Here is a 22,655-nt window from a genome sequence, read left to right on the forward strand (position 1 = left end):
AATTGTTTAAGTAGTTTAATAGGTATGCCTCATTGGTTTTAATATTACAGCATCTATGAATTATTAATAATCACAGCTTATTTAATAGTTTAGCCTAGAGTCGATCATTTTCATCTAGTTTATCTACTTTAAATAAATCTAAAAGCAGACATTAGCAGTAATCAGCTTAGATGATTTATCTGTTTTAGTAATGCGATAAAGGTAAACAATTTTTAATCAGTGCTTTCATTTTGTGCTATATCAACGTGGATGTCGATAGGGTATAATTCGCGCCTTTTGTTATTGAACGGCCAATTTTATGAGCACATTAAAAGCTGATCGCGGCTTATTCTCATACCCTAAGTATTGGGCTGAGTGTTATGGCACAGCCCCATTTTTACCAACAACACGCGAAGAAATGGACGCGCTTGGCTGGGATAGCTGCGATATTATTATTATTAGCGGTGATGCTTATGTAGACCATCCTAGTTTTGGGATGGCCGTAATTGGCCGTGTGCTAGAAGCGCAGGGGTTTAGAGTGGGCATTATTGCTCAGCCTGATTGGAACTCTAAAGATGCCTTTATGGAATTGGGTAAGCCTAACTTATTTTTTGGTATTACAGCCGGTAACATGGATTCGATGATCAATCGTTACACCGCTGAAAAACGAATGCGCCACGATGATGCTTATACCCCGGGAAATGTTGGTGGTAAACGCCCTGACCGTGCCGTGATAATATACTCGCAACGTTGTCGTGAAGCCTATAAAGATGTGCCACTCGTTTTAGGGGGCATTGAAGCCAGCTTGCGTCGTATTGCTCATTACGATTATTGGCAAGAAAAAGTACGCCGTAGTGTATTGTTTGACGCTAAGGGTGATATTTTAATTTATGGTAATGCCGAACGTCCATTGGTTGAAGTAGCGCACCGTATCGCTGCGGGTGAAACCATGGATACCATACAAGATGTGAGAGGCACGGCGGTTATTCGTAAAGAGCCTTTACCCGGTTGGCGTGGTAGCGATTCAACAGCCATTGATAAAATTGGTAAAATAGACCCTATTCCTAATCCTTATGGGGCGGATGATGCGGGTTGTGCTAAATCAGAATTTAAGCAAGCGGGCATTGATTTAAAAGCCGAAGCTGCAAAACCAATTACCATACAGCCTGCGCGCCCTAAGCCATGGGAAAAAACTTACGTTAAGTTACCCGCTTTTGAGCAGGTCAGTGTTAATAAACCATTGTATGCCCATGCATCGCGTATTTTACACCAAGAAACCAACCCTGGTTGTGCAAGAGCGTTGTTTCAGCGTCATGGCGATCGCTCTATTTGGGTGAATCCGCCAGCCTATCCACTTGAAACCCAAGAAATGGATGATGTGTTTGGTTTACCGTATCAGCGTATTCCGCACCCAAGTTATGGCGACGACAAAATCCCTGCTTACGATATGATTAAAACGTCGGTAAACATAATGCGTGGTTGTTTTGGCGGCTGTTCGTTCTGTTCTATTACTGAGCATGAAGGGCGAATAATTCAAAGCCGATCTCAAGAATCGATTATTGAAGAGATTGAGCAAATTAGAGATAAAGTGCCAGGCTTTACTGGGGTTATTTCTGATTTAGGCGGACCAACCGCAAATATGTACAAACTGCGTTGTACCAGTAAAAAAGCAGAGAGTACCTGTCGCCGCTTGTCGTGTGTGTACCCTGATATTTGTAAGCATATGGATACTGACCATACCCCAACTATCGATTTATATAAAAAGGCGCGTGAGGTTAAAGGGATCAAAAAGATCTTAATTGCTTCAGGCGTGCGTTATGACCTTGCCGTACGTGATCCTCGTTACGTTAAAGAGCTAGTAACTCATCATGTTGGTGGATATTTAAAAATTGCACCAGAGCACACTGAAGATGGCCCATTATCTAAGATGATGAAGCCTGGTATGGGGGCTTACGATGAATTTAAAGCGCTATTTGATAAGTACTCTAAAGAAGCGGGTAAAAAGCAGTATTTAATTCCATACTTTATTTCTGCTCACCCAGGGACTAAAGACGAAGACATGGTTAATATGGCTTTGTGGCTGAAATCGAATGACTTTAAGCTTGATCAGGTGCAAAACTTTTACCCATCACCGATGGCTAATGCGACCACCATTTATCATACTGAAATGAACTCGTTACGTAATATTAAAAATAACACAGAGCAAGTTGCGGTACCAAAAGGGGCGCGCCAGCGTCGTTTGCATAAAGCAATTTTACGTTACCATGATCCTGCCGGTTGGCCGATGATCCGCGAAGCTCTTCGTAACATGGGCAAAGCTAAACTCATTGGTAAAGGTCCAAATTGTTTAGTGCCAGAAGAAGGCAGAGATGAAAGGCAAGCCAAAGGCAGTAAAGGCAGTAAAGGCGGTCGTCCAGCGCTTACTCGTCATACTGGCTTTAGTCAGTTTAAAAAAGCCAACACTAAACCTAAGGTGGGCGGTAATCGCCAGCGCGCAAGGTAAAGTAACTATCGGCTTAAACAAAAACACCGCGTATTGATGCGGTGTTTTTGTTTATAAACGTTTATAAAAAAATTAAATCAATAACCAAGTTGCAGTGCCTAAAAAGGCAAATATACCAACAATATCAGTTACCGTGGTTAGTACCACACTGCCTGCAAGGGCTGGATCTATTTTCATTTTTTTAAGCAATAGTGGGATACTAGCACCCGCAATACCTGCTGCAACTAAATTCATAAACATAGCAAACGCTAAAACACCACCGAGTTTGAAATCCCATTGCCAAAGCGCAACGACACCGGCAATTAGGATAGACCAAACCATACCGTTAATCGCGCCGATAGCGAGTTCTTTTAATAATAAAAAACGTTGGTTAGTTTGGTTGATATGGCCCACCGCGATACCGCGAATAACCAAAGTTAAGGTTTGGCTGCCTGCAACCCCACCCATTGACGGGACAATGCCATTGAGCACAGCAAGAATTGGTAATATAGCTAAGGTGTTTTCAAAAAAGCTCGCCACAATTGCAGCCAGCAATGCAGTTAGTAAGTTTACACCTAGCCAAATTGAGCGCTTTTTAGAGCTTTTTAAGACCGGCGCAAAGGTATCTTCTTCATCATCAAGACCCGCTAAGCTTAATAAGCTATGCTCTGCATCTTCACGGATAACATCAACGATATCATCAATAGTAATACGACCAAGCAAATGCGCGTTGTCATCGACAACTGGTGCCGATATCCAGTTATGCCGTTCAAATAGTTGCGCTACTTCGCTTTCATCCATTGAAATAGGAATAGATTCACACTCTTCATCCATCAAGTCCTGAACAATTTTTTCAGGGGGATTAGTTAATAAAGTGCTCAGCGATAAGGCGCCTAAAAAACAGTTATGTTTATCTACAACGTATAAGTCATCAGTGCCCTCAGGTAGTTCACCACGTAAGCGTATATAGCGCAGTACAACATCTAGAGTCACATCAGGGCGAATAGTTACCGTATCGATATTCATCAAGGCGCCAGCAGAGCGCTCTTGGTAAGATAGTGCTTGTGTTGCGCGCTCTCTATCTTGAATATCCATGGCGCTAACAACGTCTTTATATACGGTGTCTGGTAGGCTACGTAGTACTTCCCCTAAATCATCATGGCCCATGTCTTCTGTTGCAGCAGCAATGTGCTCAGGTGCCATTTGCGCAATAATGCCCAAACGTACGTCTTCAGAGAGCTCTTCAAGTACATCACCCTGCACATCGGGATCAACCAGTTGCCAGAGCATACGACGAATTTTATGGGGAGATGATTCTAAAAGAAGTGCGGTATCACAAGGTGCCGTTTTTGCTAGCATGCGCCTAACTTGAACAAATTGACCACTATTTAGTGACTTAGTCACCTGTTTTAGTTGTTGTAGTGGAATATCTTGTTCTAAAGCTTCAGGCATTGGCGTCCTTAATTAAATTTTATTACACGATGATGGGGTATCGCTTTATCTTACTTTATATCAGTAAACTACCTCAACCACTATTAACCTTAGCTTATGAGCAGGATTACTCTTGCTCATTAAATCGTTGATCAATGAGCTCACCAATTGCATTAAGTGCAGGTTCTGCGTCAGGGCCTTCACATACTACCCTAACTTCTTTGCCTTGACTGCTTTCGAGTAGCATAAGAGCTAGTACACTGTCGCCAGCGGCTTGTTTATCGTCTTGAAATAACGTGATTGAGGCATCAAATTGCACAGAAAGCTGTGCCAGCACAGTAGCCGCTCTGGCATGCAGGCCTAATTTGTTTTTTATTAAAAATGTACTTTCTAACCGCATTAATATTCTCTCAAGCTTTATTCTTGTTCTCGGTGGCGAATTTTCACATTAGGATGACTCATTGCAAAACTTTCACCTATAGTTTGCGCTAAGTAAACCGAGCGATGCTGACCACCGGTACAGCCAATGGCAATGGTTAAATAGCTACGGTTATTTCTTTCTAAATGAGGCAGCCATGTTTGCACGAATGTTTGAATTTGCCATGTAAACTTTTGTACTATGCTGTGACTGGCTAAGTAGTCTTTTACTGGTTGATCTAGCCCTGTAAGCGGCTTAAGTTCAGGCTCCCAATGTGGGTTTGGTAAAAAGCGAGCGTCAAATACATAATCGGCTTCTTTAGGTATACCGTGTTTAAAGCCAAATGACTCAAAGGTAATGATCAGTTGTTTGTCTTTTTTACCGAGTATTTTTTCACGGATAGACTCAGCAAGCTGATGCACACTTAAGCCTGTGGTATCAATCATATAATCGGCACGATTAATGAGTACATCAAGGAGTTGTTTTTCTTTTTTTATTGCTAAATCAAGTGGCAGAGAATCAATAGAAAGAGGATGAAGACGGCGTGTTTCTGAAAAGCGTTTGATTAAGGTTTGATCGTCACTGTCTAAATAAAACACCGTTGGCTTAGTAAAACCAGGCAAATATTCAATGATTTCATTAAACTGTTGTTGTTCTTTAGGTAAGTTACGCACATCAACACTTACAGCTATTTTATTGTAGCTGTCGGAAACACTACGAACAAGAGAAGGTAATAAATTTAAAGGTATATTATCTACACAATAATAACCTAAATCCTCAACAACGCGTAACGCAACAGATTTACCAGAACCTGAGCGACCACTTATAATTATTAATTCCATTTATCACCCTTTATTATTGCTACGGTTGACTTACAATGATCTGGTACAGCTCATTGTCGGATTTTGCCGCCCGTAATTGCTTACAAAATTCTTTATCGTTGAGCTTTTCAGCTATAGTGGCTAAGGTTTTTAAATGCTGCTTATTGTCACCGTCGGGTACAATTAAGGCAACAAAAATGTCGACCGGTCGATTATCTATTGCATCAAAATTAATAGCCGCTTCGCTCACTAATATAAGTGCAAGAGGCTCTTGTACACCACTCATACGACCATGAGGAATTGCAATTCCTCGGCCTATACCTGTGCTCCCTAGTTTTTCTCTTGCTGTTAATGCATTAAGAATATCTTGTTGAGCTAAATAGGGCAGTTTATTGTGAGCCAATTCACTGATAAATTCTAAAATTCTTTTTTTACTATTAAAAAGGACCGCAGCTTTACTGCAGTCCTGACAGATAAGTGAGCTTAGTTTCATAGTGTTAGTGTCGAGCAAGTTTCTCTTTGTGTTTAATTACTTGACGATCTAGCTTGTCAATCAGCGAGTCTATAGCGGCATACATATCTTGGTGTTCAGTAGAAGCAAAAATCTCAGCGCCACTAACATGAACGGTTGCTTCGGCTTTTTGGTTTAGTTTTTCTACATCGAGAATAACGTGCACATTCGTTATGTGATCAGTGTGCCTCTGTAACTTCGAAAATTTACTATTTACGTAGTCTCTAAGCGAGTCGGTAATATCTACATGGCGACCAGTTAAATTCAGTTGCATAAACATTTTCCTCTTTGTTGTACGCCTTAAATCAAACTTTTACGTTGATTTGACGGGGGAATAGCTAGAGATTCGCGATACTTTGCAATAGTTCTCCTTGCTACTTTAATTCCTTGCTCAGCCAATATATCTGCAATTTTGCTATCACTCAATGGTTTAGCTGAGTTTTCTGCAGCGATTAATTTTTTAATTAATGCGCGTATTGCTGTTGAAGAACATTCACCACCATTTTCAGTGCTTACATGGCTGGAAAAGAAATATTTAAGCTCAAAAATACCGCGTGGTGTATGCATGTATTTTTGCGTAGTAACACGTGAAATAGTCGACTCGTGCATTTCTACCATTTCGGCTACGTCATTAAGTACCATAGGCTTCATCGCCTCAGGACCATGTTCAAAAAAGGCCTGTTGTTGCTGCACAATACAGTTGGTTACTTTAAGCAGCGTGTCGTTTCTACTCTCTAAGCTTTTTATAAACCATTTAGCTTCTTGTAAGTGTGAGCGAATGAACTGGCTATCGCCACTTGATTTGACCGTACGAGACATAGCTGCATATTGGCTGTTTACCCTAATTTTAGGCATGCTATCTGGGTTTAGTTCAACCACCCAACGGCCTTTCACTTTTTTAACCGACACATCAGGAATAACGTACTCTGACTCTTCTCTAACGATAGTGTCTGCCGGTTTTGGGCTAAGGGTGTGAATTAACGTCATGACCTCTTTAAGCTCATCTTCTTTGAGCTTAGTTTTCTTCATTAACGTGCGATAATCACGCGCAGCCAATAAATCAATGTGATCAGTTAAGATCATTTTTGTTTCGTTTAAAAAAGGCGTGTCTTGATCAAACTGATTCAATTGAATACACAAACACTCTTGTAAACTACGCGCGGCTATTCCTACCGGATCAAATAGCTGAATACGCTTTAATACCGCTTCTATTTCATCAAGTTCAACTTCATCTTCTATGTCGTTCTCTTGATTAAAGCTCTCTAATATTTCTTCACAGCTAAGAGTTAAAATGCCCGAATCGTCCACGGCTTCTACGATAGCAATCGCGATGGCTTCATCAGTAGGGCTAAACGGTGTCAGTTGCAATTGCCACATTAAATATTCATGTAGCGTTTCAGTTGAAGAGCCTTGATAAATTGATTCATCTTCAGGCATTGGTCCTGATGAAGAGGCAGGTGCTGCGCTCATGTATTCATCCCATGTAACATCCATTGCCATATCATCGCTAATGGTGTCTTTGGTCATGGCTTCGCCGCTATCTTGCTCATATTCGCTAGGTTTTTCATCAGCTGAAGCACTTAGCGTTGATTCTTCGATATCGGCTTTTTGTTCGTTTTTACCCGCAGCATCTTCACTGTAATCTTGTTCTTCAACTTCAAGCAAGGGATTGCTATCGAGCGCTTCTTGAATTTCTTGCTGGAGATCCAATGTACTGAGTTGCAATAAGCGAATTGCTTGTTGCAACTGTGGAGTCATTGTAAGTTGCTGGCCCATGCGCAGCTGTAATGATTGCCTCATTTATCTCTAACAATCCTTTTAAATTAGTATAATTAATATTAGCAGATGCTTAGTGTAATAACACACATATTAGAGCTTGAACTGCTCGCCTAAATAAACATCGCGTACCGTTTTATCGTTTAATACATATTCTGGAGTGCCTGATGCAATTAACTCTCCATGAGAAACTATGTAGGCTTTTTCACAAACATCAAGAGTTTCGCGTACGTTGTGATCTGTGATCAATACGCCAATTCCTCGATTTTTAAGGTGTTCTATAATTTTTTTAATATCTAATACAGAGATAGGATCAACCCCTGCAAAGGGTTCGTCTAATAGTATAAATTTAGGATTTGCTGCTAATGCTCGCGCAATTTCAACACGGCGGCGCTCACCACCTGATAGGGCCATACCTTGGCTGTCACGAATATGTTGAATACTAAATTCATCAAGTAAATTATTTAAGGTATCTTCACGTTGCTGCTTATTAAGCTCTTTGCGTGTTTCTAAAATAGCCATTAAGTTTTGGTAGACCGTCAGCTTTCTAAAAATCGATGATTCTTGTGGTAAATATCCTATCCCTAGGCGAGCTCGGCTGTGCATTGGTAATAAAGTGATATCTTGATCATCGATTGATATTTTGCCTTTATCGCTCGGTACAAGGCCTACAATCATGTAAAAAGTCGTGGTTTTACCTGCGCCATTGGGGCCAAGTAAGCCGACAATGCTGCCAGCTTCAACCTCTAGGCCAACGTTTTTCACCACTTCACGGCCTTTATAGCTTTTCGCTAATAGCTCTGCTTTTAATGTGCTCATGGTTGGCCTTTATCGTCTTCTTTTTTGTTTTCAACAGGGACTAAAATAGTGTGTACACGGTCTGTTGAGTTTTCGTCTTTTTCTGCGCTAATTAACTGCTGCTCTATATCGTAGGTGATACTTTTAGCAGTTATTTTTTGACCTGCTTGAGCAATACTGGCTTCGCCGATTAAGGTTAAAAAACGCTGCGAAACATCGTAACGCACTTCATTCGCACTGGCGCTCATAATGGTGCCATCAGCTTGTGTTTCTTCAAAATAAGCAGGGCTGCCTGTGGCAATTAAAAGTTGCTTATTCTCACCTAAGTCATCACGTTTATGTACTTCTAAACGGTCAGCGTTAATGCGGCGATTACCATGAATAATTTCAACATTTTTCTCAAAAATGCCCACGTTTTCTTTTAATTGACCTTCTTGTCTGTCAGCACTAATTGAAATTTGATTAGCAGCAGGAGCTTCAACGGTTTCCTCTGCATGGCTATGAAATGCAATCAGTAATGAAGGAACAATTAGAATTTTAAATAGGTTATTGGTCATAATATAGGGTTCGCGTATGGTTAATAAGTTTAATCACTTCGGTTTTTAAATCGGCCTCAAGGCCTTTACCTGTGATTTTTAAATTAGGTCCTGTAATAACGACAGGCTGCTCTGACTGCATAGTGAGTAGTTTTATATCTACATTGATGCTATCGGCTGTGATCGTATCGATCATGGCGTTATCGGCTAAATTTAGCGCTTTTACATTGCCCTCTAATACGAGTTGACGATCGTCGTAGAGGGTGGCCTCATCAGCGTTAATACGCCATGTTTGCTGCTCGTTGTATAACGTAAATATAGGTTTTTCAAAAAAGGTAAAACCAAGTTGTTGGTATAACTCCATTTTTACCGCAGTTACTTTGTGGCTTATTTTACCTTGCTCATTATAAGCGGTTTGTTTTAGCTCAATCGCAGTGTAATCAGGCTTAGCAATAGTTTGAGTTTGTTCATCCGCAATAATATCTACCTGAGAAAAATAAGGATACCAAAGCCAAACCATACAGCTTATGAATAAGATGCTCAGTATTATGCGAGCTACATTCATGAACTGGTTCCTTGGCTAGTAAGTGGCTTATTGTTTTCAAGCATCAGTAAATCTGTTAACTCTCTTACTGCGCCAAAGCCGCCTGGCAACTGAGTGACATAATGCGATAAACGTTTAATCAGTGGGTGGGCGTCGTTTACGGCTACTGCAAACCCGACTTTTTCCATCACTGGCATGTCAGGGCCATCGTCACCAATGTAAGCTATTTGCTCATCGCTGAGCGCTAATTTTTGTTTTAATTCTTGATAGGCAATGAGTTTGTCTTCTTGGCCTTGGTATATATGTTGTACGGTTAAATTGCTCATACGTTGTTGAACTATTTTTGAGTGACGACCTGTGATCACGGCAACTTCAAAACCACTATTAATAAGGGCTTTAATGCCAAACCCGTCTTTAGTATTAAATGCTTTGAGCTCTTCACCTTGGTTGCCAAGATAAATACGTCCATCAGAAAATACACCATCAATATCGCAAATTAATAATTTTATTTTTTTTGCGCGCGCTTTTGCATCATCACTTAACGGCTGATAAAGATCTTCAAACTGCATTTATAGCACCCCCGCTTTTAGTAAGTCTTGCATATTTAGTGCGCCAATGGGCTGATTATGCTCATTAATCACAATTAAACCATTAATACGTTTTTGTTCCATAATGTTCAGTGCTTCAGCCGCGAGTATGTCTTGTGTGGCTGTTGTACATGACTTTGTCATCACAACATTAATTTCTGTGCTGTGTATATCAATACGTTGCTCTAAAATACGGCGTAAATCACCATCGGTAAACAACCCCGATAATTGCTGATTACTATTTATAATAGCGGTCATGCCAAGCCCTTTGGCTGACATTTCAATTAAGGCGTCTTTAATGGTTTGCGTTTCATTAATAATAGGCGTGTGAATACCGCTGTGCATTACATCTTTTAAGGTTAAGAGTAAGCGTTTGCCTAAACTGCCACCTGGATGCGACAGTGCAAAATCATCAGCGGTAAAACCACGGGCTTCTAATAATGCTACCGCCATAGCATCGCCCATAGCGAGTGTTGCTGTGGTACTTGCTGTTGGCGCTAAGCCTAATGAGCAGGCTTCTTGTTCAACTTTAATACACACATGCACATTTGCCAATGTTGCCATGGTTGACGTTTCGTTGCCTGTCATAGCAATCATTTTTGCGCCAATGCGTTTTAATACCGGAATAATATTAAGCACTTCACTGGTTTCGCCAGAGTTAGATATAAGCATAACCACATCATTTGATGTAATCATACCTAAATCGCCATGACTCGCTTCACCAGGATGTACAAAAAATGCGGGGCTACCAGTACTCGCTAAAGTGGCTGCTATTTTATTACCGATATGGCCCGACTTACCCATACCAATAACAATAATACGGCCTGAGCAGTCGTACATTAATTGGCACGCTTGATCAAAGCTTTCATTAACGTATTGTGCGATATCGCTGAGTGCTTGACGTTCTATATCAAGGACGCGCAAGCCTTGTTGAATAAAATTTAGCGTTGCCATGGATCACCCTACTTGACTAAAAATATAACCTTGGTAAATCATAAATGCGACGATGAGTACGCCACCTTCTAGTCTATTGATACGTCTTTGACCTCTAAAGTTCAATGACATAGCAATAAGTGCCAAGGTTGCACCGATCATAATTAAAACATCACGGTTAGCTACTGATGCGTCAATAACTGATGGGTTAATTAATCCTGCCAGCGGTAACACCGCGAGAATATTAAAAATATTTGAGCCAACAATGTTACCCAGTGCTAGATCATCTTCATTTTTAAGAACACCCGCAATGGAAGCAGCAAGTTCAGGTAGGCTGGTGCCTATGGCTATTATGGTTAAACCAATTACTAAGTCACTTAAGCCAAAATATTTTGCAATATCAACGGCTGAGCCAACTAAAAAGTGTGAGCTAACAGGAAGTAAAATCATTCCGACGACTAACCAAAAAACGGCTTTTTTGGTTGGGACATTATCAGGTACTTCATCACAGGCTTCGCTAACAAAGGGGTCGTCTTGGTTTTTTGCTCGCAGTGATACAAAAATAAGTCCACCAATAAAAACAACAAAACCAAAGAGTAAGGCTGCGCCTTCAAAAAACGAAAAGTAGTTATCTGAAAAAATATACCAAGTAGCGATAGACACCAATAATACCAGTGGAATTTCTCGTTTTAATGTACTTGAAGAGACTGAAAGCGGTCTTAAAAGCGCTGTAATACCTAATACTAATAATATGTTAGTGATGTTTGAACCAACTGCATTACCTACGGCTGTATCGGTTTTATTTGCCAAAGCAGCCGAAGCGGATACCATCATTTCAGGGGCCGATGAGCCCATAGCTACCACTGTTAAACCTACAATTAATGTTGGTACGCCAAAGTTTTTAGCCAGTGCCGCCGCACCATAAACAAACCTGTCCGCACTCCATACGAGAGCCGCAAAACCGAGAATTAAAATGACAAACGAGGTAACCATTGTGATAAGCCAGTTAGTGTAAATTCAGATAGCGCGAATAGTAACAAAAGCCACCATAAAAGTATAAGTAAAAGAGTAAGCTGTAATACATTAGGCGGTTATTAAAATAATTATTTAATGGGTTAACTTGCTTGTTTAAGCATCGGTTAAGTCAATTTGTCGCAGTCTTATAGCTGTTTTTGCGTGGCTATTACAAAATCTTACGAATTGTTTTTTCCATCTTGACCAAAAAACCCTTAAAATAGAAATATGAGAGAATATTGTTATGGAGAGCGACTTGTCGCAATCAATAGTAGAAGTCAAGGATGTTACCTTTTCTAGAGGCGATAGGGTCATATACAAAAATATGAGCTTTGATGTCCCAGAAGGTAAAATTACTGCCATTATGGGGCCAAGCGGAATTGGCAAAACCACGATGCTGCGCTTAATTGGTGGCCAGCTCAAACCCGACTCCGGTGATATTTTATTTAAAAACGACAGCATAGTTGCCATGTCCCGTAAAGAGCTCTACGCGGCACGTAAACGTATGAGTATGTTATTTCAAAGCGGTGCATTATTTACCGATATGTCGGTGTTCGACAATATCGCATTTCCTATCCGCGAGCACACACAGCTCAGTGAAGATTTAATTCGTTTAGTGGTTTTAATGAAACTACAAGCAGTTGGCTTACGTGGTGCTAAAGATTTAATGCCTTCAGAGTTATCCGGTGGTATGGCACGTCGTGCAGCCTTGGCTCGCTCTATAGCGCTTGATCCTGAACTGATTATGTATGATGAGCCTTTTGCAGGACAAGATCCTATCTCAATGGGAGTGTTGGTTAAGCTTATTAAATCTTTAAATGAAGTACTTGGTTTATCTTCTTTAATTGTTACGCACGATGTGACTGAAGTAATGAGCATTGCCGACCACGTTATTATTATTGCCGATCAAGGTGTGATTGGTAGCGGCACGCCAGATGAAATGCGTCAGCACGAATCACCACTTGTGCAACAATTTTTAAAAGGATTATCAGATGGGCCTGTACCATTTCATTATCCAGCACAAACCTATGCAGATGAACTGTTAGGAGAGCCGCAGTAATGTTGGATTTACTACAAAAAATAGGCCATAAAACACTAGGTCGTTTTGCTGCACTTGGGCGCTCCACTCACATGCTAGCAAGTGCATTATGGCATTTACCCAATTTTAAAAAAGGTACGCCTCTGCTAGTGCGCCAACTTTACATGGTTGGTTCACAATCGCTGTTGATTATTGTTGTGTCGGGATTATTTATCGGCATGGTTTTAGCGCTGCAAGGTTATACCGTTTTAGTTGATTATGGCGCAGAAGATAGCCTAGGTCCGTTAGTAGCGCTTAGCTTGTTACGTGAGCTTGGACCGGTAGTTACTGCGTTATTATTTGCAGGCAGGGCAGGCAGTGCGTTAACTGCTGAAATCGGCTTAATGAAAGCCACCGAGCAATTATCGTCGCTAGAGATGATGGCTATCGATCCGCTTAGACGTATTATTGCGCCGCGATTTTGGGCTGGCTTAATTAGTATGCCGCTACTGGCGTTAATTTTTTCAGCGGTCGCTATTATTGGTGCTCACTTAGTGGGTGTTGATTGGCTAGGCGTTGATACCGGAAGCTTTTGGTCAATAATGCAATCTCAGGTGTCGTTTGAAAAAGATATACTAAACGGTTTAATTAAAAGTATCGTATTTGCGATTGTTGTAACTTGGATTGCGCTTTATAAAGGGTATGACTGTATTCCTACATCAGAGGGGATCAGCAAGGCAACAACAGAAACAGTGGTACATTCATCACTGGCGGTATTAGGTTTTGACTTTATTTTGACAGCGGTAATGTTTACTAGCTAATAGGGTATTAAATAATGAATTCACGGAAATTAGAAATTTTAGTTGGTTTTTTTGTCGCACTGGGTATTTTAGCATTTTCAATGCTAGCGCTTAAAGTGGCTAATTCAGGTATTAGCGGCTCAGGTGAAACCTACACATTAAACGCCAAGTTTGAAAATATAGGCTCATTAAAAACTCGCGCGCCCATTAAAGTAGGGGGAGTTGTTATTGGTCGTGTCGAGTCAATTTATGTACACCCGCAAGAGTTTTTACCTGTGGTGAACATGAGTATTGATGCGCAGTATTTATGTCGTTTTTCAGATACCAGCTCTATCTCAATTTTAACCTCGGGTATTTTAGGTGAGCAATATTTAGGTATTAACCCTGTGATCGCCTCGGATTCAGCTAAGCAACGTTGTTTAGGCGAAGATGTTGCAAACAGTGCACAAGACCAAGCTATTGATGATTTATTTGGGGTGCAAAGCAAAGCATTAGCAAGTGGCGATTCAATCACTGATACCAAATCGGCATTGGTACTTGAAGAATTAATTGGCCAGTTCTTATTCAACCAAGGTAGTGAGTAATTATTATGTTGAAAACATTTTTAGTAAGTATTGCGCTGGTAAGTTTAATGCTATTACAAAGCGTGCAAGCAGCAGAAGTAAAATTAACTGATCCTAATAAAATGGTACGTCAAGTTGCTGACAATACCTTTGCACGAATTACTCAAGATCAACCATTAATAGTAAAAGATAAAGAACATTTACGTGTTATTGTTGAAGAAGAGTTAATGCCGTACATCGACTACAAATATGCAGCACTAAGAGTGTTAGGTAGCGAAGTGTCTAAGGTACGCGCAATTACCGACAAGGCAGAAAAAGCAAAAGCAATTGAAGATATTCAGCGTTTTATTGGTGCGTTTAGAGAGTACTTAGTTGCCACCTATGCCGGTGTATTTACCCAATACACTAATCAACAAGTTGAATTTGCTGCCGAGCAACCGTTTAAAGGTAAAGACGTGGTGGTGGTAAAAACCAAAATTGTTGAAGCAGGTAAACCTGATATAAAAATTGATTTTAAAGTACGTGAAGACCGAAGCGGTGAGTGGCGAGCTTACGACATGATTGCTGAAGGGATTAGTTTACTTGATGCAAAACAAAGTGAACTTCAGGGGATTTTACGCCAACAAGGTATTGACCATGTTAGCAGCTTATTAGAGCAAAAAAGTAAGCTACCGGTTCAGTTTAGAGGCAGCGATACAAATGAGTAAATTGGCAATTAGCCAAGTTGATGAGCAGCATTTACGAGTTACTGGTGAATTGACTCATAACTCAATTGGCAATGAACGGCTTCTGAACACTAAGCGACAAACTAAGCATAAAACCCTTTATTTTGACCTAAGTGAGGTCACAAGGGTTGACACAGCCGGCTTAGCTTGGTTAATTCACTCTTTTACAGAATTTAAGCAGCAAGGCATTCGCCTTGAATTGCAAAACCCACCTGAACAACTGCAAAACCTTATGCAGTTGGGTCAGGTTACAACCCTATTTGAGTGAGAGTTATGGAAACGAGTCAAGTCGAAACATTATTACGCGACGAACTTCAGTTAGCTGAAGTGCATGTAAAAGCCAATGGCAGTCATTATGAAGTAATTGCAGTTGGTGAATGCTTTGACGGATTAAGTCGTGTTAAAAAGCAACAGTTAGTGTATGGCCCATTAATGAATACTATTTCAGATGGTACCATTCACGCTGTTTCTATCCGCGCTTTTACTCCGACTGAGTGGAAACGTGAGCAAAAATTCATTTTACCGCAATAAATAAGGCCCCTTAGATGGATCAATTTGTAATTCAAGGTGGCACTTCGCTGGCTGGTGAAGTAACTATTTCTGGCGCTAAAAATGCGGCACTGCCTATTTTATTTGCAGCCTTATTGCCCGAGGGCAAGAGTACCTTTACTAATGTACCGCGGCTTCGCGATATTATAACTACTGAAGCCTTATTAAAAACCTTAGGCGCTGATGTTCAGTGGCAAGGTGATTCACTGATTATTGATGGTGCCACGGTAAATAGTACGTTAGCGCCTTATGAATTAGTAAAGCAAATGCGCGCATCAGTGCTCGCACTTGGGCCTTTAGTGGCTCGTTTTGGTGAGGCTCAAGTATCTTTGCCTGGTGGCTGTGCTATTGGTGCACGCCCAGTTGATATTCATATTCAAGGTTTAGAGCGCATGGGCGCGCAAATAACTGTGGAAAATGGTTATATTAATGCCAAAGTAGATGGACGCTTAAAAGGCGCTGAAATTTTCATGGAAATGATCAGTGTCGGTGCTACCGAAAACTTACTCATGGCGGCAACACTTGCAGATGGCAAAACTGTTTTAGAAAATGCAGCGCGCGAGCCCGAAATCATCGATTTAGCTAATTGCTTAATTGCAATGGGCGCTAAAATTACTGGTGCAGGTTCTAGCCGTATTGAGATTGAAGGGGTTGAGCGTTTATCTGGTTGTGAGCACCGCATATTACCGGATCGTATTGAAACCGGTACCTTCTTAGTTGCAGCCGCGATGGCCGGTGGCGAAGTACTGTGTAAAATGACCGACTTTCATTCACTTGAGCCGGTAATTGAAAAACTGCGTGCAACCAATGCGCTACTAGAAGTGCATGAGGATAGTATTTATCTTGATATGCGAGGCCGAGAGCTTAAAGCGGTTAATATTAAAACTATGCCGCACCCAGGTTTTCCAACCGACATGCAAGCTCAATTTACCGCTTTAAATGTAGTGGCTAACGGCAGTGCGACCATTACCGAGACTATTTTTGAAAATCGGTTTATGCATGTGCCTGAGTTACAACGTATGGGCGCTAATATTCGCCTTGAAGGCAATACGGCTTTTTGTGGTGAGACTCAAAGCTTATCGGGTGCGCAGGTTATGGCAACCGATTTACGAGCATCAGCGAGCCTTATTTTAACGGGGATTGTGGCCCAAGGTGAAACGGTTGTTGATCGTATTTATCATGTAGATAGAGGTTATCAGCGTATTGAAGATAAACTCAGTGCGTTAGGTGCTAACATCAAACGCAAAAGCAATTAGTTATATTAATACAATTATTATTCTAACGCATAAAAAACGCGATTATATATCGCGTTTTTTTATGTCTAATGCCAAAATATAAACAAGCGCTTTATAGCTTGGTTTCGAGCTCGGCTACTTTCACCATTATTTTTTGTATTTTACCGTTACGGTATAGCTCAAACTCAATTTCTTTACCTGGCTCGGTACTGCCTATCTTTTTTAATACATTTTGTGGATTAGCCACTGAAAGCCCAGCAATTTTAATTACAATATCTTGCTCTTCTATACCCGCCTGCCATGCAGGACCTAGAGGGTCGAGATTGGTAATACGCATGCCTGCGACAGGCGTTAAGCTATCATTGACCTCTTTGCCTGTACTATCTACTGCAGTGCCTTCAAAGCCCAAATAACCACGAACAACACGACCATGGCGAATAAGTTTACCCATAACTTCTTTAGCAAGGGTGTAAGGTACAGCAAAAAATATTCCCTGAATGTTCAAGTTCTCACGGGTTTTAAATTGGGCTGAGGTGATCCCTACTAAGTCGCCATTAGAATTTACCAGCGCTCCCCCCGAATTACCCACGTTAATAGCGGCATCCATCTGCAATAAATTATTGTAAGGACTGTCGGTAATTTTTTGCTTACCAGTGGCGCTAATGATCCCCTGAGTAATTGTTTGCCCTAAATTTAATGGATTCCCGATTGCTAACACCAAATCGCCTACATTCGAGGTGTAGTTGTCATTAACAGGAATAACAGGGAGGTGGTTGGCATTTATTTTTAATAATGCTAAATCGGTAATGGTATCAAAGCCAATAAGTTGTACATCAAAAAAACGTCTCCCATCGGTAAGAATCACCAGTATTTGGTCGGCATTATTGATCACATGGTAGTTTGTCAATATATAGCCATCGGGTGACATGATCACGCCAGATCCGAGCTCTTGCACCGTATTTTGGCGCTTGTAGCGTGGCTCTTTAGAAATGCTTTCTGAAAAAATAGTGACGACCGATGGTGCCGCGCGTTTAACCGCATCCGAAAAGCTTAAATGGCTTGTGGTCATTGCGCTTGGCAGGGGAACATTAGGTAGTAATGCAGTCCGCATGTTAGGGCTGAAAAAAACCACTAAAAAAGCAATGCCTAAACCGGCAAACAAAGGAGGAAGTACAAATTTTAGAAGTTTTAGCACGGTATTCTTATTGTTAGTGAGCAATCCCTTTATGATGGCACAAAAAAAATAACAGCGGCAAGTGCCGCTGTTACTTTTATTGTATTATTACTGAATTAATACAAAGATAGACTCGCGTCCGCGTTTAACACCTAACACAATATTACCTTGAATATCGTCGATAATTTGGTTCATGTCGCGAATGCTTTCTACCCGTTGACGGTTTACTTGCACAATAACATCGCCTTCTTCAAGGCCAACCCGTGCTGATGGTGAACGAGGATCGACCGAGGTTACCTCAATGCCTTTCATTTTGTTTTTCTTCACATTTTCTAGTGTTGCACCTTGGAATGCTGGGTGTAATTCTTCACCTGCAGCTGTAATTCCTGATGCGCCATCTAGGGTAACTTCAACGTTTTTAACTTTACCGTCACGATAAATTCCTAGCTGCACTTCACGGCCTTCACCTAAGGTGGCTATTTTGCTTCGCAGTTCATGGAAGCCACTAATTTCGCTGCCATTAATGCTAATAATCACATCGCCTGCTTTAATACCGGCTTTGCTGGCAGCTGTGTCATCGAGTACCTGCATAACGTAAGCGCCTTGTTTAACATCAAGCTGCTGTGCTTTGGCAAGGCCTGCATCAAGAGGGCGGCCTGAAATACCTAGCGAGCCACGGCGTACTTCACCATGCTCTACAATTTGATCAACAAGGTTTTTCATCATGTTTGATGGAATAGCAAAACCAATCCCCACATTACCACCCGATGCACCTAAAATAGCGGTATTAATACCAATTAACTCACCGTTTAAATTAACTAAAGCGCCACCTGAGTTGCCTTGGTTAATCGCGGCATCGGTTTGAATGAAATCTTCGTAACCTTCAATATTTAAACCACTACGACCTAATGCGCTAACAATACCTGAGGTAACGGTATGGCTTAAACCAAAAGGGTTACCAATAGCTACAGCAAAATCACCGACACGTAAGTCATCTGAGTTAGCAAGTTTTACCGCGGTTAATTCATCTGCGTCTATTTGTAGTAGCGCAATATCAGACTCTTTATCGCTACCAATTTTTGTTGCATCATATTCGCGACCATCTTCGAGGGTAACCACCATTTTTTCGGCGTCTTGTACAACATGGTTGTTAGTAACCACATAGCCTTTATCGGCATCAATAATAACTCCAGAGCCTAAACCACTAAACTGTCGCTTTTGGCTACGTGGCTGCGGGTTGCCAAAAAAGAAATCGAGTGGGTCACCACGTCGACGCACTTCTTTAGAGCCTGAAACCTGAATACTCACTACACCTGGCGTGATTTGCTCAAGCATAGGGGCAAGTGTTGGTAATTGTTGACCATTAACGGCAACCGGCAACTTAGCAAACGAGGCGGTTGGGCTTAATAATAAGCTAGTAGATAAAATAGCAGCACTGATAAGTGATAATTTCATTTTCATAGTCAGGGTTTACTCCACTTAAAAAGCAAAAGGCTGCAATAAGCAGCCTCAAAAAAGTATCAAAGCTGTATACCTAGCTCACACTTGGCTAGGTATATTACTTAAAGACTATGGGGTCAAAAAAAAGTTCATCAAGATGCTTTAGAAGTATTCACATCACCTGCAAATAAACCTGACTTACCCGACACATAATCCGCTGGTTGAGCATCGGCGTTTGAGCGATCTGAACTACGTTCTTTTAATGACGCTTGTAATTGCTCTGTGGTTTCTTTTGAGAAAAACGGCTCAGCAGGGGCTTTATTTCTGTCTTCGAGTAACAGTTGATTGGTTTCTTCAACATGACTTAATAACTGATCGTAGTTTTCTTTCATTTTGTTTACTAACTTACCAGTATTCGCCAAATGGTCGGCAACATCTTGGCGATACTGCTCAAGCGAATGCTTAGCTTGCTCTGCTTGTTGCTCTAATTCATCTTGTTTAAACTGTTTTTTAGTGACAAAGGCACCAACGAAAAATGCAGCAATAGCAACTACTACCACTAATCCTACCCATGTAAATGTACCCATAAATTCACCTCTATGCGAAAATAACTAAAAAATTAAAATGCTACTAAGTCTAATATACCCTGAGTATTGATGCGTGTTAATATGCTTTACAAATTAAACTGTGTTTTAACTGTAAATAGATATGACTCCTTGGCAAACATACCAGCAAGACCTTCAACGCGATGACTTTGTACATGACGCAGCACAAGAAAATGCAGTTCGTCATTTACAGCGTTTATACGACGATTTAACACAAGCAAAACCACAATCTAAAGGTTTTTTTGCAAAGCTTTTTAATAAAGCAGAGCCAGCTCCAATTAAAGGTTTATACTTTTGGGGTGGTGTAGGCCGTGGTAAAACTTACCTTGTTGATACTTTTTATGAAGCGTTACCGGGTGATAGAAAAATGCGAGTGCATTTTCACCGCTTTATGCACCGAGTACACGATGAACTTAAAAAGTTAAATAACACTGCCAACCCTTTAGAAACAGTAGCCGATATTTTCAAAGCAGAAACAGACATAATTTGTTTTGATGAATTTTTTGTTCAAGACATTACCGACGCTATGTTGCTCGGTGGTTTAATGGAAGCATTATTCGCTCGCGGTATTGTACTGGTTGCCACGTCAAATATTATACCTGACGACTTATACCGCAATGGTTTACAGCGTGCCCGTTTTTTACCAGCTATTGCCTTAGTGAATAAGCATACTGAAATAGTTAATGTAGATTCAGGCGTTGATTACCGATTACGTACTCTTGAGCAAGCAGAAATTTTTCATAGCCCGCTTGATGAACAAGCCGATAAAAACCTATTCGAATATTTTGACAAGCTCTCGCCAGAAGTCGGTAAACTAGATACCCCAATAGAAATAGAAGGGCGGATGATCAACACTCGCAAAGTATCTGACTGCATCGTTATGTTTGAATTTAGCGAACTGTGTGAAACTGCCCGTAGCCAAGTTGATTACATGGAAATAAGCCGGTTATATAACACGGTGATTTTATCTAATGTAAAACAGCTAGGGCAAAATAATGATGATGCAGCAAGGCGCTTTATTGCGTTAGTAGATGAATTTTATGAGCGTAATGTAACGTTAATTATCTCTGCAGAAAAACCGATTACCGAGCTGTATACACAAGGCAATTTAAACTTTGAATTTAAACGCTGTATTAGTCGCTTACAAGAAATGCAATCGTTAGAGTATTTAGCCCGAGAGCATTTAGCTTAAAATACGAAGGTTAGAGTTAACGGGCTGCGAGCTACGGGCTGAAATTACGTAGCAGCGGGTTTACCCCGCGTAAAGTTGGTCATTTAAAATAAAAAAACCTTGCGATGTTAACCGCAAGGTTTTTTTATTTCTCGAACCTCGAACCTCGAACTTACCTCATGGTAACAAACTCTTCAGACCCGGTTGGGTGTAATGCTACAACCGCATCAAAATCGGCTTTAGTCGCGCCCATTTTCATTGCGACTGCAAAACCCTGAATCATTTCATCAACGGTAAAACCAATACCGTGTAAGCCCACAACTTTTTCATCATCGCCTGCACACACTAACATCATATTACAGGCTTGGCGGTGCTGAGTAACTGCAGTATACATAGCCGCAAAGCTTGATTTGTATACTTTTACATTTTCGCCGCCGTACTGAGAAATCGCTTCTTGCTCAGTCAAACCAATGGTGCCGATAGGTGGGTGGCTAAATACTACGGTTGGTACTAGGCTGTAGTCCATTTTTAAATCGTTCGGCAATTCTTTATTAAATAAACGCTCCGATAGAGTACGACCCGCTTTAACAGCAACCGGTGTAAGCTCAATACCATTTTCGATAATATCACCCACAGCGTATACATTTTCAGCTGTGGTGTTTTGGTATTCATCTACTTTTACATAACCGCTTTCGTTTATTTCTACGCCTGCTGCAGCAAGGTTAATTTTATCGGTTGTTGGCGTGCGGCCTATAGCCCAAATAACCTGATCAACATTTTCGCTGTAACCATTCTCAAAATGAATCGTTAAGCTGCCATCAGCCTCTTTTACCACTTCTTTTGGTGAACACTCAGTGTGCAGTGTTGGGCCTTCTTTTGCCATAATATCAACCAGTGTGTCGATAATGTATGGGTCAAAAGTACGCAGTGGCTTGCTCTTACGAACAAATAAGTGAGTTTGTGTACCTAAGCTGTGTAAAACACCGGCAATTTCTACGGCAATATAACCGGCACCAACAACGGCAACACGTTTAGGTTGTTCGTTCAGCTCAAAAAAGCCGTTTGAATCAATACCGTGTTCAGCACCTGGAATATTAGGAATAGTAGGGCGGCCACCAACGGCAACTAAAATGTGATCGGCAGTATAGTGCTCGCCATCTACTTCAACGGTTTTACTATCAACAAACTTTGCAAAACCTTTGATCACAGTTACGCCATTTTTAGCTAAACCATTATCATAGCCTTTGTGAATACGGCCAATATAGGCTTCACGGCTTTCTACTAGTTTTGACCAATCAAAGCCTTTAACTTCAACATCAAAACCGTAATCAGGAGCATAAAGATTAATTGCTTCAGCAACTTGAGCGCCATGCCACATTACTTTTTTAGGAACACACCCTACGTTTACGCAGGTGCCACCCATGTGTTTAGCTTCAATTAATGCTACTTTTGCGCCACGCATTGCTGCACGGTTAGCTGATGCAATACCACCACTACCGCCACCAATTGCAATGTAATCAAAATGCTGAGCCATGTTTAATCCTC

Annotated in this window: 25 protein-coding genes; 9 read left to right on the forward strand and 16 right to left on the reverse strand. The window is 41.0% G+C overall.

What is annotated here, in order from left to right:
- Positions 1 to 298 precede the first annotated feature (298 nt).
- Positions 299 to 2,482: a YgiQ family radical SAM protein gene (locus FLM54_RS01950; RefSeq protein WP_178954820.1), complete on the forward strand. Its 2,184-nt coding sequence runs from the start codon at positions 299 to 301 to the stop codon at positions 2,480 to 2,482.
- Positions 2,483 to 2,554: 72 nt separating this feature from the next.
- Here the strand turns inward: FLM54_RS01950 and mgtE are convergent, their stop codons facing one another.
- The 12 genes from mgtE to FLM54_RS02010 form a co-directional block, all read right to left on the reverse strand.
- Complete coding sequence (mgtE, locus tag FLM54_RS01955; RefSeq protein WP_008115512.1) at positions 2,555 to 3,913, reverse strand: magnesium transporter; 1,359 nt, start codon at positions 3,911 to 3,913, stop codon at positions 2,555 to 2,557.
- 106 nt (positions 3,914 to 4,019) lie between these two features.
- Positions 4,020 to 4,292 carry an HPr family phosphocarrier protein gene (locus FLM54_RS01960; protein WP_138609047.1) on the reverse strand — a complete coding sequence of 91 codons (273 nt, stop codon included), beginning with the start codon at positions 4,290 to 4,292 and terminating at the stop codon, positions 4,020 to 4,022.
- 17 nt (positions 4,293 to 4,309) lie between these two features.
- Positions 4,310 to 5,152, reverse strand: a complete 843-nt coding sequence (gene rapZ, locus FLM54_RS01965; protein WP_178954822.1) for an RNase adapter RapZ — start codon at positions 5,150 to 5,152, stop codon at positions 4,310 to 4,312.
- Positions 5,153 to 5,171: 19 nt separating this feature from the next.
- Positions 5,172 to 5,624: a PTS IIA-like nitrogen regulatory protein PtsN gene (gene ptsN / locus FLM54_RS01970; RefSeq protein WP_178956830.1), complete on the reverse strand. Its 453-nt coding sequence runs from the start codon at positions 5,622 to 5,624 to the stop codon at positions 5,172 to 5,174.
- A 4-nt stretch (positions 5,625 to 5,628) separates the two neighbouring features.
- Positions 5,629 to 5,916 (reverse strand): ribosome hibernation promoting factor, encoded by a 288-nt coding sequence (hpf, locus tag FLM54_RS01975; RefSeq protein ID WP_010390562.1) that lies wholly within the window; start codon positions 5,914 to 5,916, stop codon positions 5,629 to 5,631.
- A gap of 26 nt (positions 5,917 to 5,942) precedes the next feature.
- Entirely contained in the window at positions 5,943 to 7,442 is a 1,500-nt protein-coding gene (locus tag FLM54_RS01980) for an RNA polymerase factor sigma-54 (RefSeq protein ID WP_178954824.1), read from the reverse strand.
- A gap of 69 nt (positions 7,443 to 7,511) precedes the next feature.
- Positions 7,512 to 8,237, reverse strand: a complete 726-nt coding sequence (gene lptB / locus FLM54_RS01985; RefSeq protein ID WP_138609041.1) for an LPS export ABC transporter ATP-binding protein — start codon at positions 8,235 to 8,237, stop codon at positions 7,512 to 7,514.
- Positions 8,234 to 8,773 carry a lipopolysaccharide transport periplasmic protein LptA gene (gene lptA, locus FLM54_RS01990; RefSeq protein WP_178954826.1) on the reverse strand — a complete coding sequence of 180 codons (540 nt, stop codon included), beginning with the start codon at positions 8,771 to 8,773 and terminating at the stop codon, positions 8,234 to 8,236. Before lptA ends, lptB begins: the two co-directional genes overlap by 4 nt.
- Positions 8,763 to 9,317, reverse strand: a complete 555-nt coding sequence (gene lptC / locus FLM54_RS01995) for an LPS export ABC transporter periplasmic protein LptC (RefSeq protein ID WP_010390567.1) — start codon at positions 9,315 to 9,317, stop codon at positions 8,763 to 8,765. The genes lptA and lptC overlap by 11 nt, the downstream gene beginning before the upstream one ends.
- Positions 9,314 to 9,865, reverse strand: a complete 552-nt coding sequence (gene kdsC / locus FLM54_RS02000) for a 3-deoxy-manno-octulosonate-8-phosphatase KdsC (RefSeq protein ID WP_010390568.1) — start codon at positions 9,863 to 9,865, stop codon at positions 9,314 to 9,316. Before kdsC ends, lptC begins: the two co-directional genes overlap by 4 nt.
- A complete protein-coding gene (locus tag FLM54_RS02005; RefSeq protein ID WP_010390569.1) occupies positions 9,866 to 10,837 on the reverse strand; it encodes a KpsF/GutQ family sugar-phosphate isomerase in 972 nt (323 codons plus the stop codon). It abuts the gene before it with no gap.
- Between the two features lie 3 nt (positions 10,838 to 10,840).
- Complete coding sequence (locus FLM54_RS02010; RefSeq protein WP_054202369.1) at positions 10,841 to 11,809, reverse strand: calcium/sodium antiporter; 969 nt, start codon at positions 11,807 to 11,809, stop codon at positions 10,841 to 10,843.
- A 265-nt stretch (positions 11,810 to 12,074) separates the two neighbouring features.
- Here FLM54_RS02010 and FLM54_RS02015 point away from each other — a divergent pair, with 265 nt between their 5' ends.
- From FLM54_RS02015 to murA, 7 genes are read left to right on the forward strand one after another with little or no spacing between them, the layout of a single operon-like run.
- Positions 12,075 to 12,890, forward strand: coding sequence for an ATP-binding cassette domain-containing protein (locus FLM54_RS02015; protein ID WP_178954845.1), 816 nt, complete (start codon positions 12,075 to 12,077; stop codon positions 12,888 to 12,890).
- On the forward strand, positions 12,890 to 13,669 hold the full coding sequence (gene mlaE, locus FLM54_RS02020) for a lipid asymmetry maintenance ABC transporter permease subunit MlaE (protein WP_178954847.1): 780 nt from the start codon (positions 12,890 to 12,892) through the stop codon (positions 13,667 to 13,669). Before FLM54_RS02015 ends, mlaE begins: the two co-directional genes overlap by 1 nt.
- A 14-nt stretch (positions 13,670 to 13,683) precedes the next feature.
- Complete coding sequence (gene mlaD, locus FLM54_RS02025; RefSeq protein ID WP_008115537.1) at positions 13,684 to 14,232, forward strand: outer membrane lipid asymmetry maintenance protein MlaD; 549 nt, start codon at positions 13,684 to 13,686, stop codon at positions 14,230 to 14,232.
- 5 nt (positions 14,233 to 14,237) lie between these two features.
- Positions 14,238 to 14,918 (forward strand): phospholipid-binding protein MlaC, encoded by a 681-nt coding sequence (locus tag FLM54_RS02030; protein WP_178954857.1) that lies wholly within the window; start codon positions 14,238 to 14,240, stop codon positions 14,916 to 14,918.
- Positions 14,911 to 15,204 carry a lipid asymmetry maintenance protein MlaB gene (locus tag FLM54_RS02035; RefSeq protein WP_138570633.1) on the forward strand — a complete coding sequence of 98 codons (294 nt, stop codon included), beginning with the start codon at positions 14,911 to 14,913 and terminating at the stop codon, positions 15,202 to 15,204. The genes FLM54_RS02030 and FLM54_RS02035 overlap by 8 nt, the downstream gene beginning before the upstream one ends.
- Positions 15,205 to 15,209: 5 nt before the next feature.
- Entirely contained in the window at positions 15,210 to 15,467 is a 258-nt protein-coding gene (locus FLM54_RS02040; RefSeq protein ID WP_007378312.1) for a BolA family protein, read from the forward strand.
- Between the two features lie 14 nt (positions 15,468 to 15,481).
- Complete coding sequence (gene murA / locus FLM54_RS02045; protein ID WP_055013340.1) at positions 15,482 to 16,741, forward strand: UDP-N-acetylglucosamine 1-carboxyvinyltransferase; 1,260 nt, start codon at positions 15,482 to 15,484, stop codon at positions 16,739 to 16,741.
- Positions 16,742 to 16,832: 91 nt separating this feature from the next.
- On the opposite strand, the gene FLM54_RS02050 is transcribed toward murA, so the two are convergent.
- From FLM54_RS02050 to FLM54_RS02060, 3 genes are all read right to left on the reverse strand, one after another.
- Positions 16,833 to 17,915 (reverse strand): trypsin-like peptidase domain-containing protein, encoded by a 1,083-nt coding sequence (locus FLM54_RS02050; RefSeq protein ID WP_054202365.1) that lies wholly within the window; start codon positions 17,913 to 17,915, stop codon positions 16,833 to 16,835.
- An 87-nt stretch (positions 17,916 to 18,002) separates the two neighbouring features.
- Complete coding sequence (locus tag FLM54_RS02055; protein ID WP_054202364.1) at positions 18,003 to 19,355, reverse strand: Do family serine endopeptidase; 1,353 nt, start codon at positions 19,353 to 19,355, stop codon at positions 18,003 to 18,005.
- 131 nt (positions 19,356 to 19,486) lie between these two features.
- Positions 19,487 to 19,921: a YhcB family protein gene (locus tag FLM54_RS02060; RefSeq protein WP_054202363.1), complete on the reverse strand. Its 435-nt coding sequence runs from the start codon at positions 19,919 to 19,921 to the stop codon at positions 19,487 to 19,489.
- Positions 19,922 to 20,042: 121 nt separating this feature from the next.
- Here FLM54_RS02060 and zapE point away from each other — a divergent pair, with 121 nt between their 5' ends.
- Complete coding sequence (zapE, locus tag FLM54_RS02065; protein WP_054202362.1) at positions 20,043 to 21,131, forward strand: cell division protein ZapE; 1,089 nt, start codon at positions 20,043 to 20,045, stop codon at positions 21,129 to 21,131.
- Positions 21,132 to 21,282: 151 nt separating this feature from the next.
- Here the strand turns inward: zapE and gorA are convergent, their stop codons facing one another.
- The gene (gene gorA, locus FLM54_RS02070; protein ID WP_178954859.1) at positions 21,283 to 22,644 is read right to left on the reverse strand and encodes a glutathione-disulfide reductase; all 1,362 of its coding nucleotides are present in this window, start codon (positions 22,642 to 22,644) and stop codon (positions 21,283 to 21,285) included.
- Positions 22,645 to 22,655 lie beyond the last annotated feature (11 nt).

This window comes from Pseudoalteromonas sp. Scap25 (genome assembly GCF_013394125.1).
In the GTDB taxonomy this organism is placed as follows: domain Bacteria; phylum Pseudomonadota; class Gammaproteobacteria; order Enterobacterales; family Alteromonadaceae; genus Pseudoalteromonas.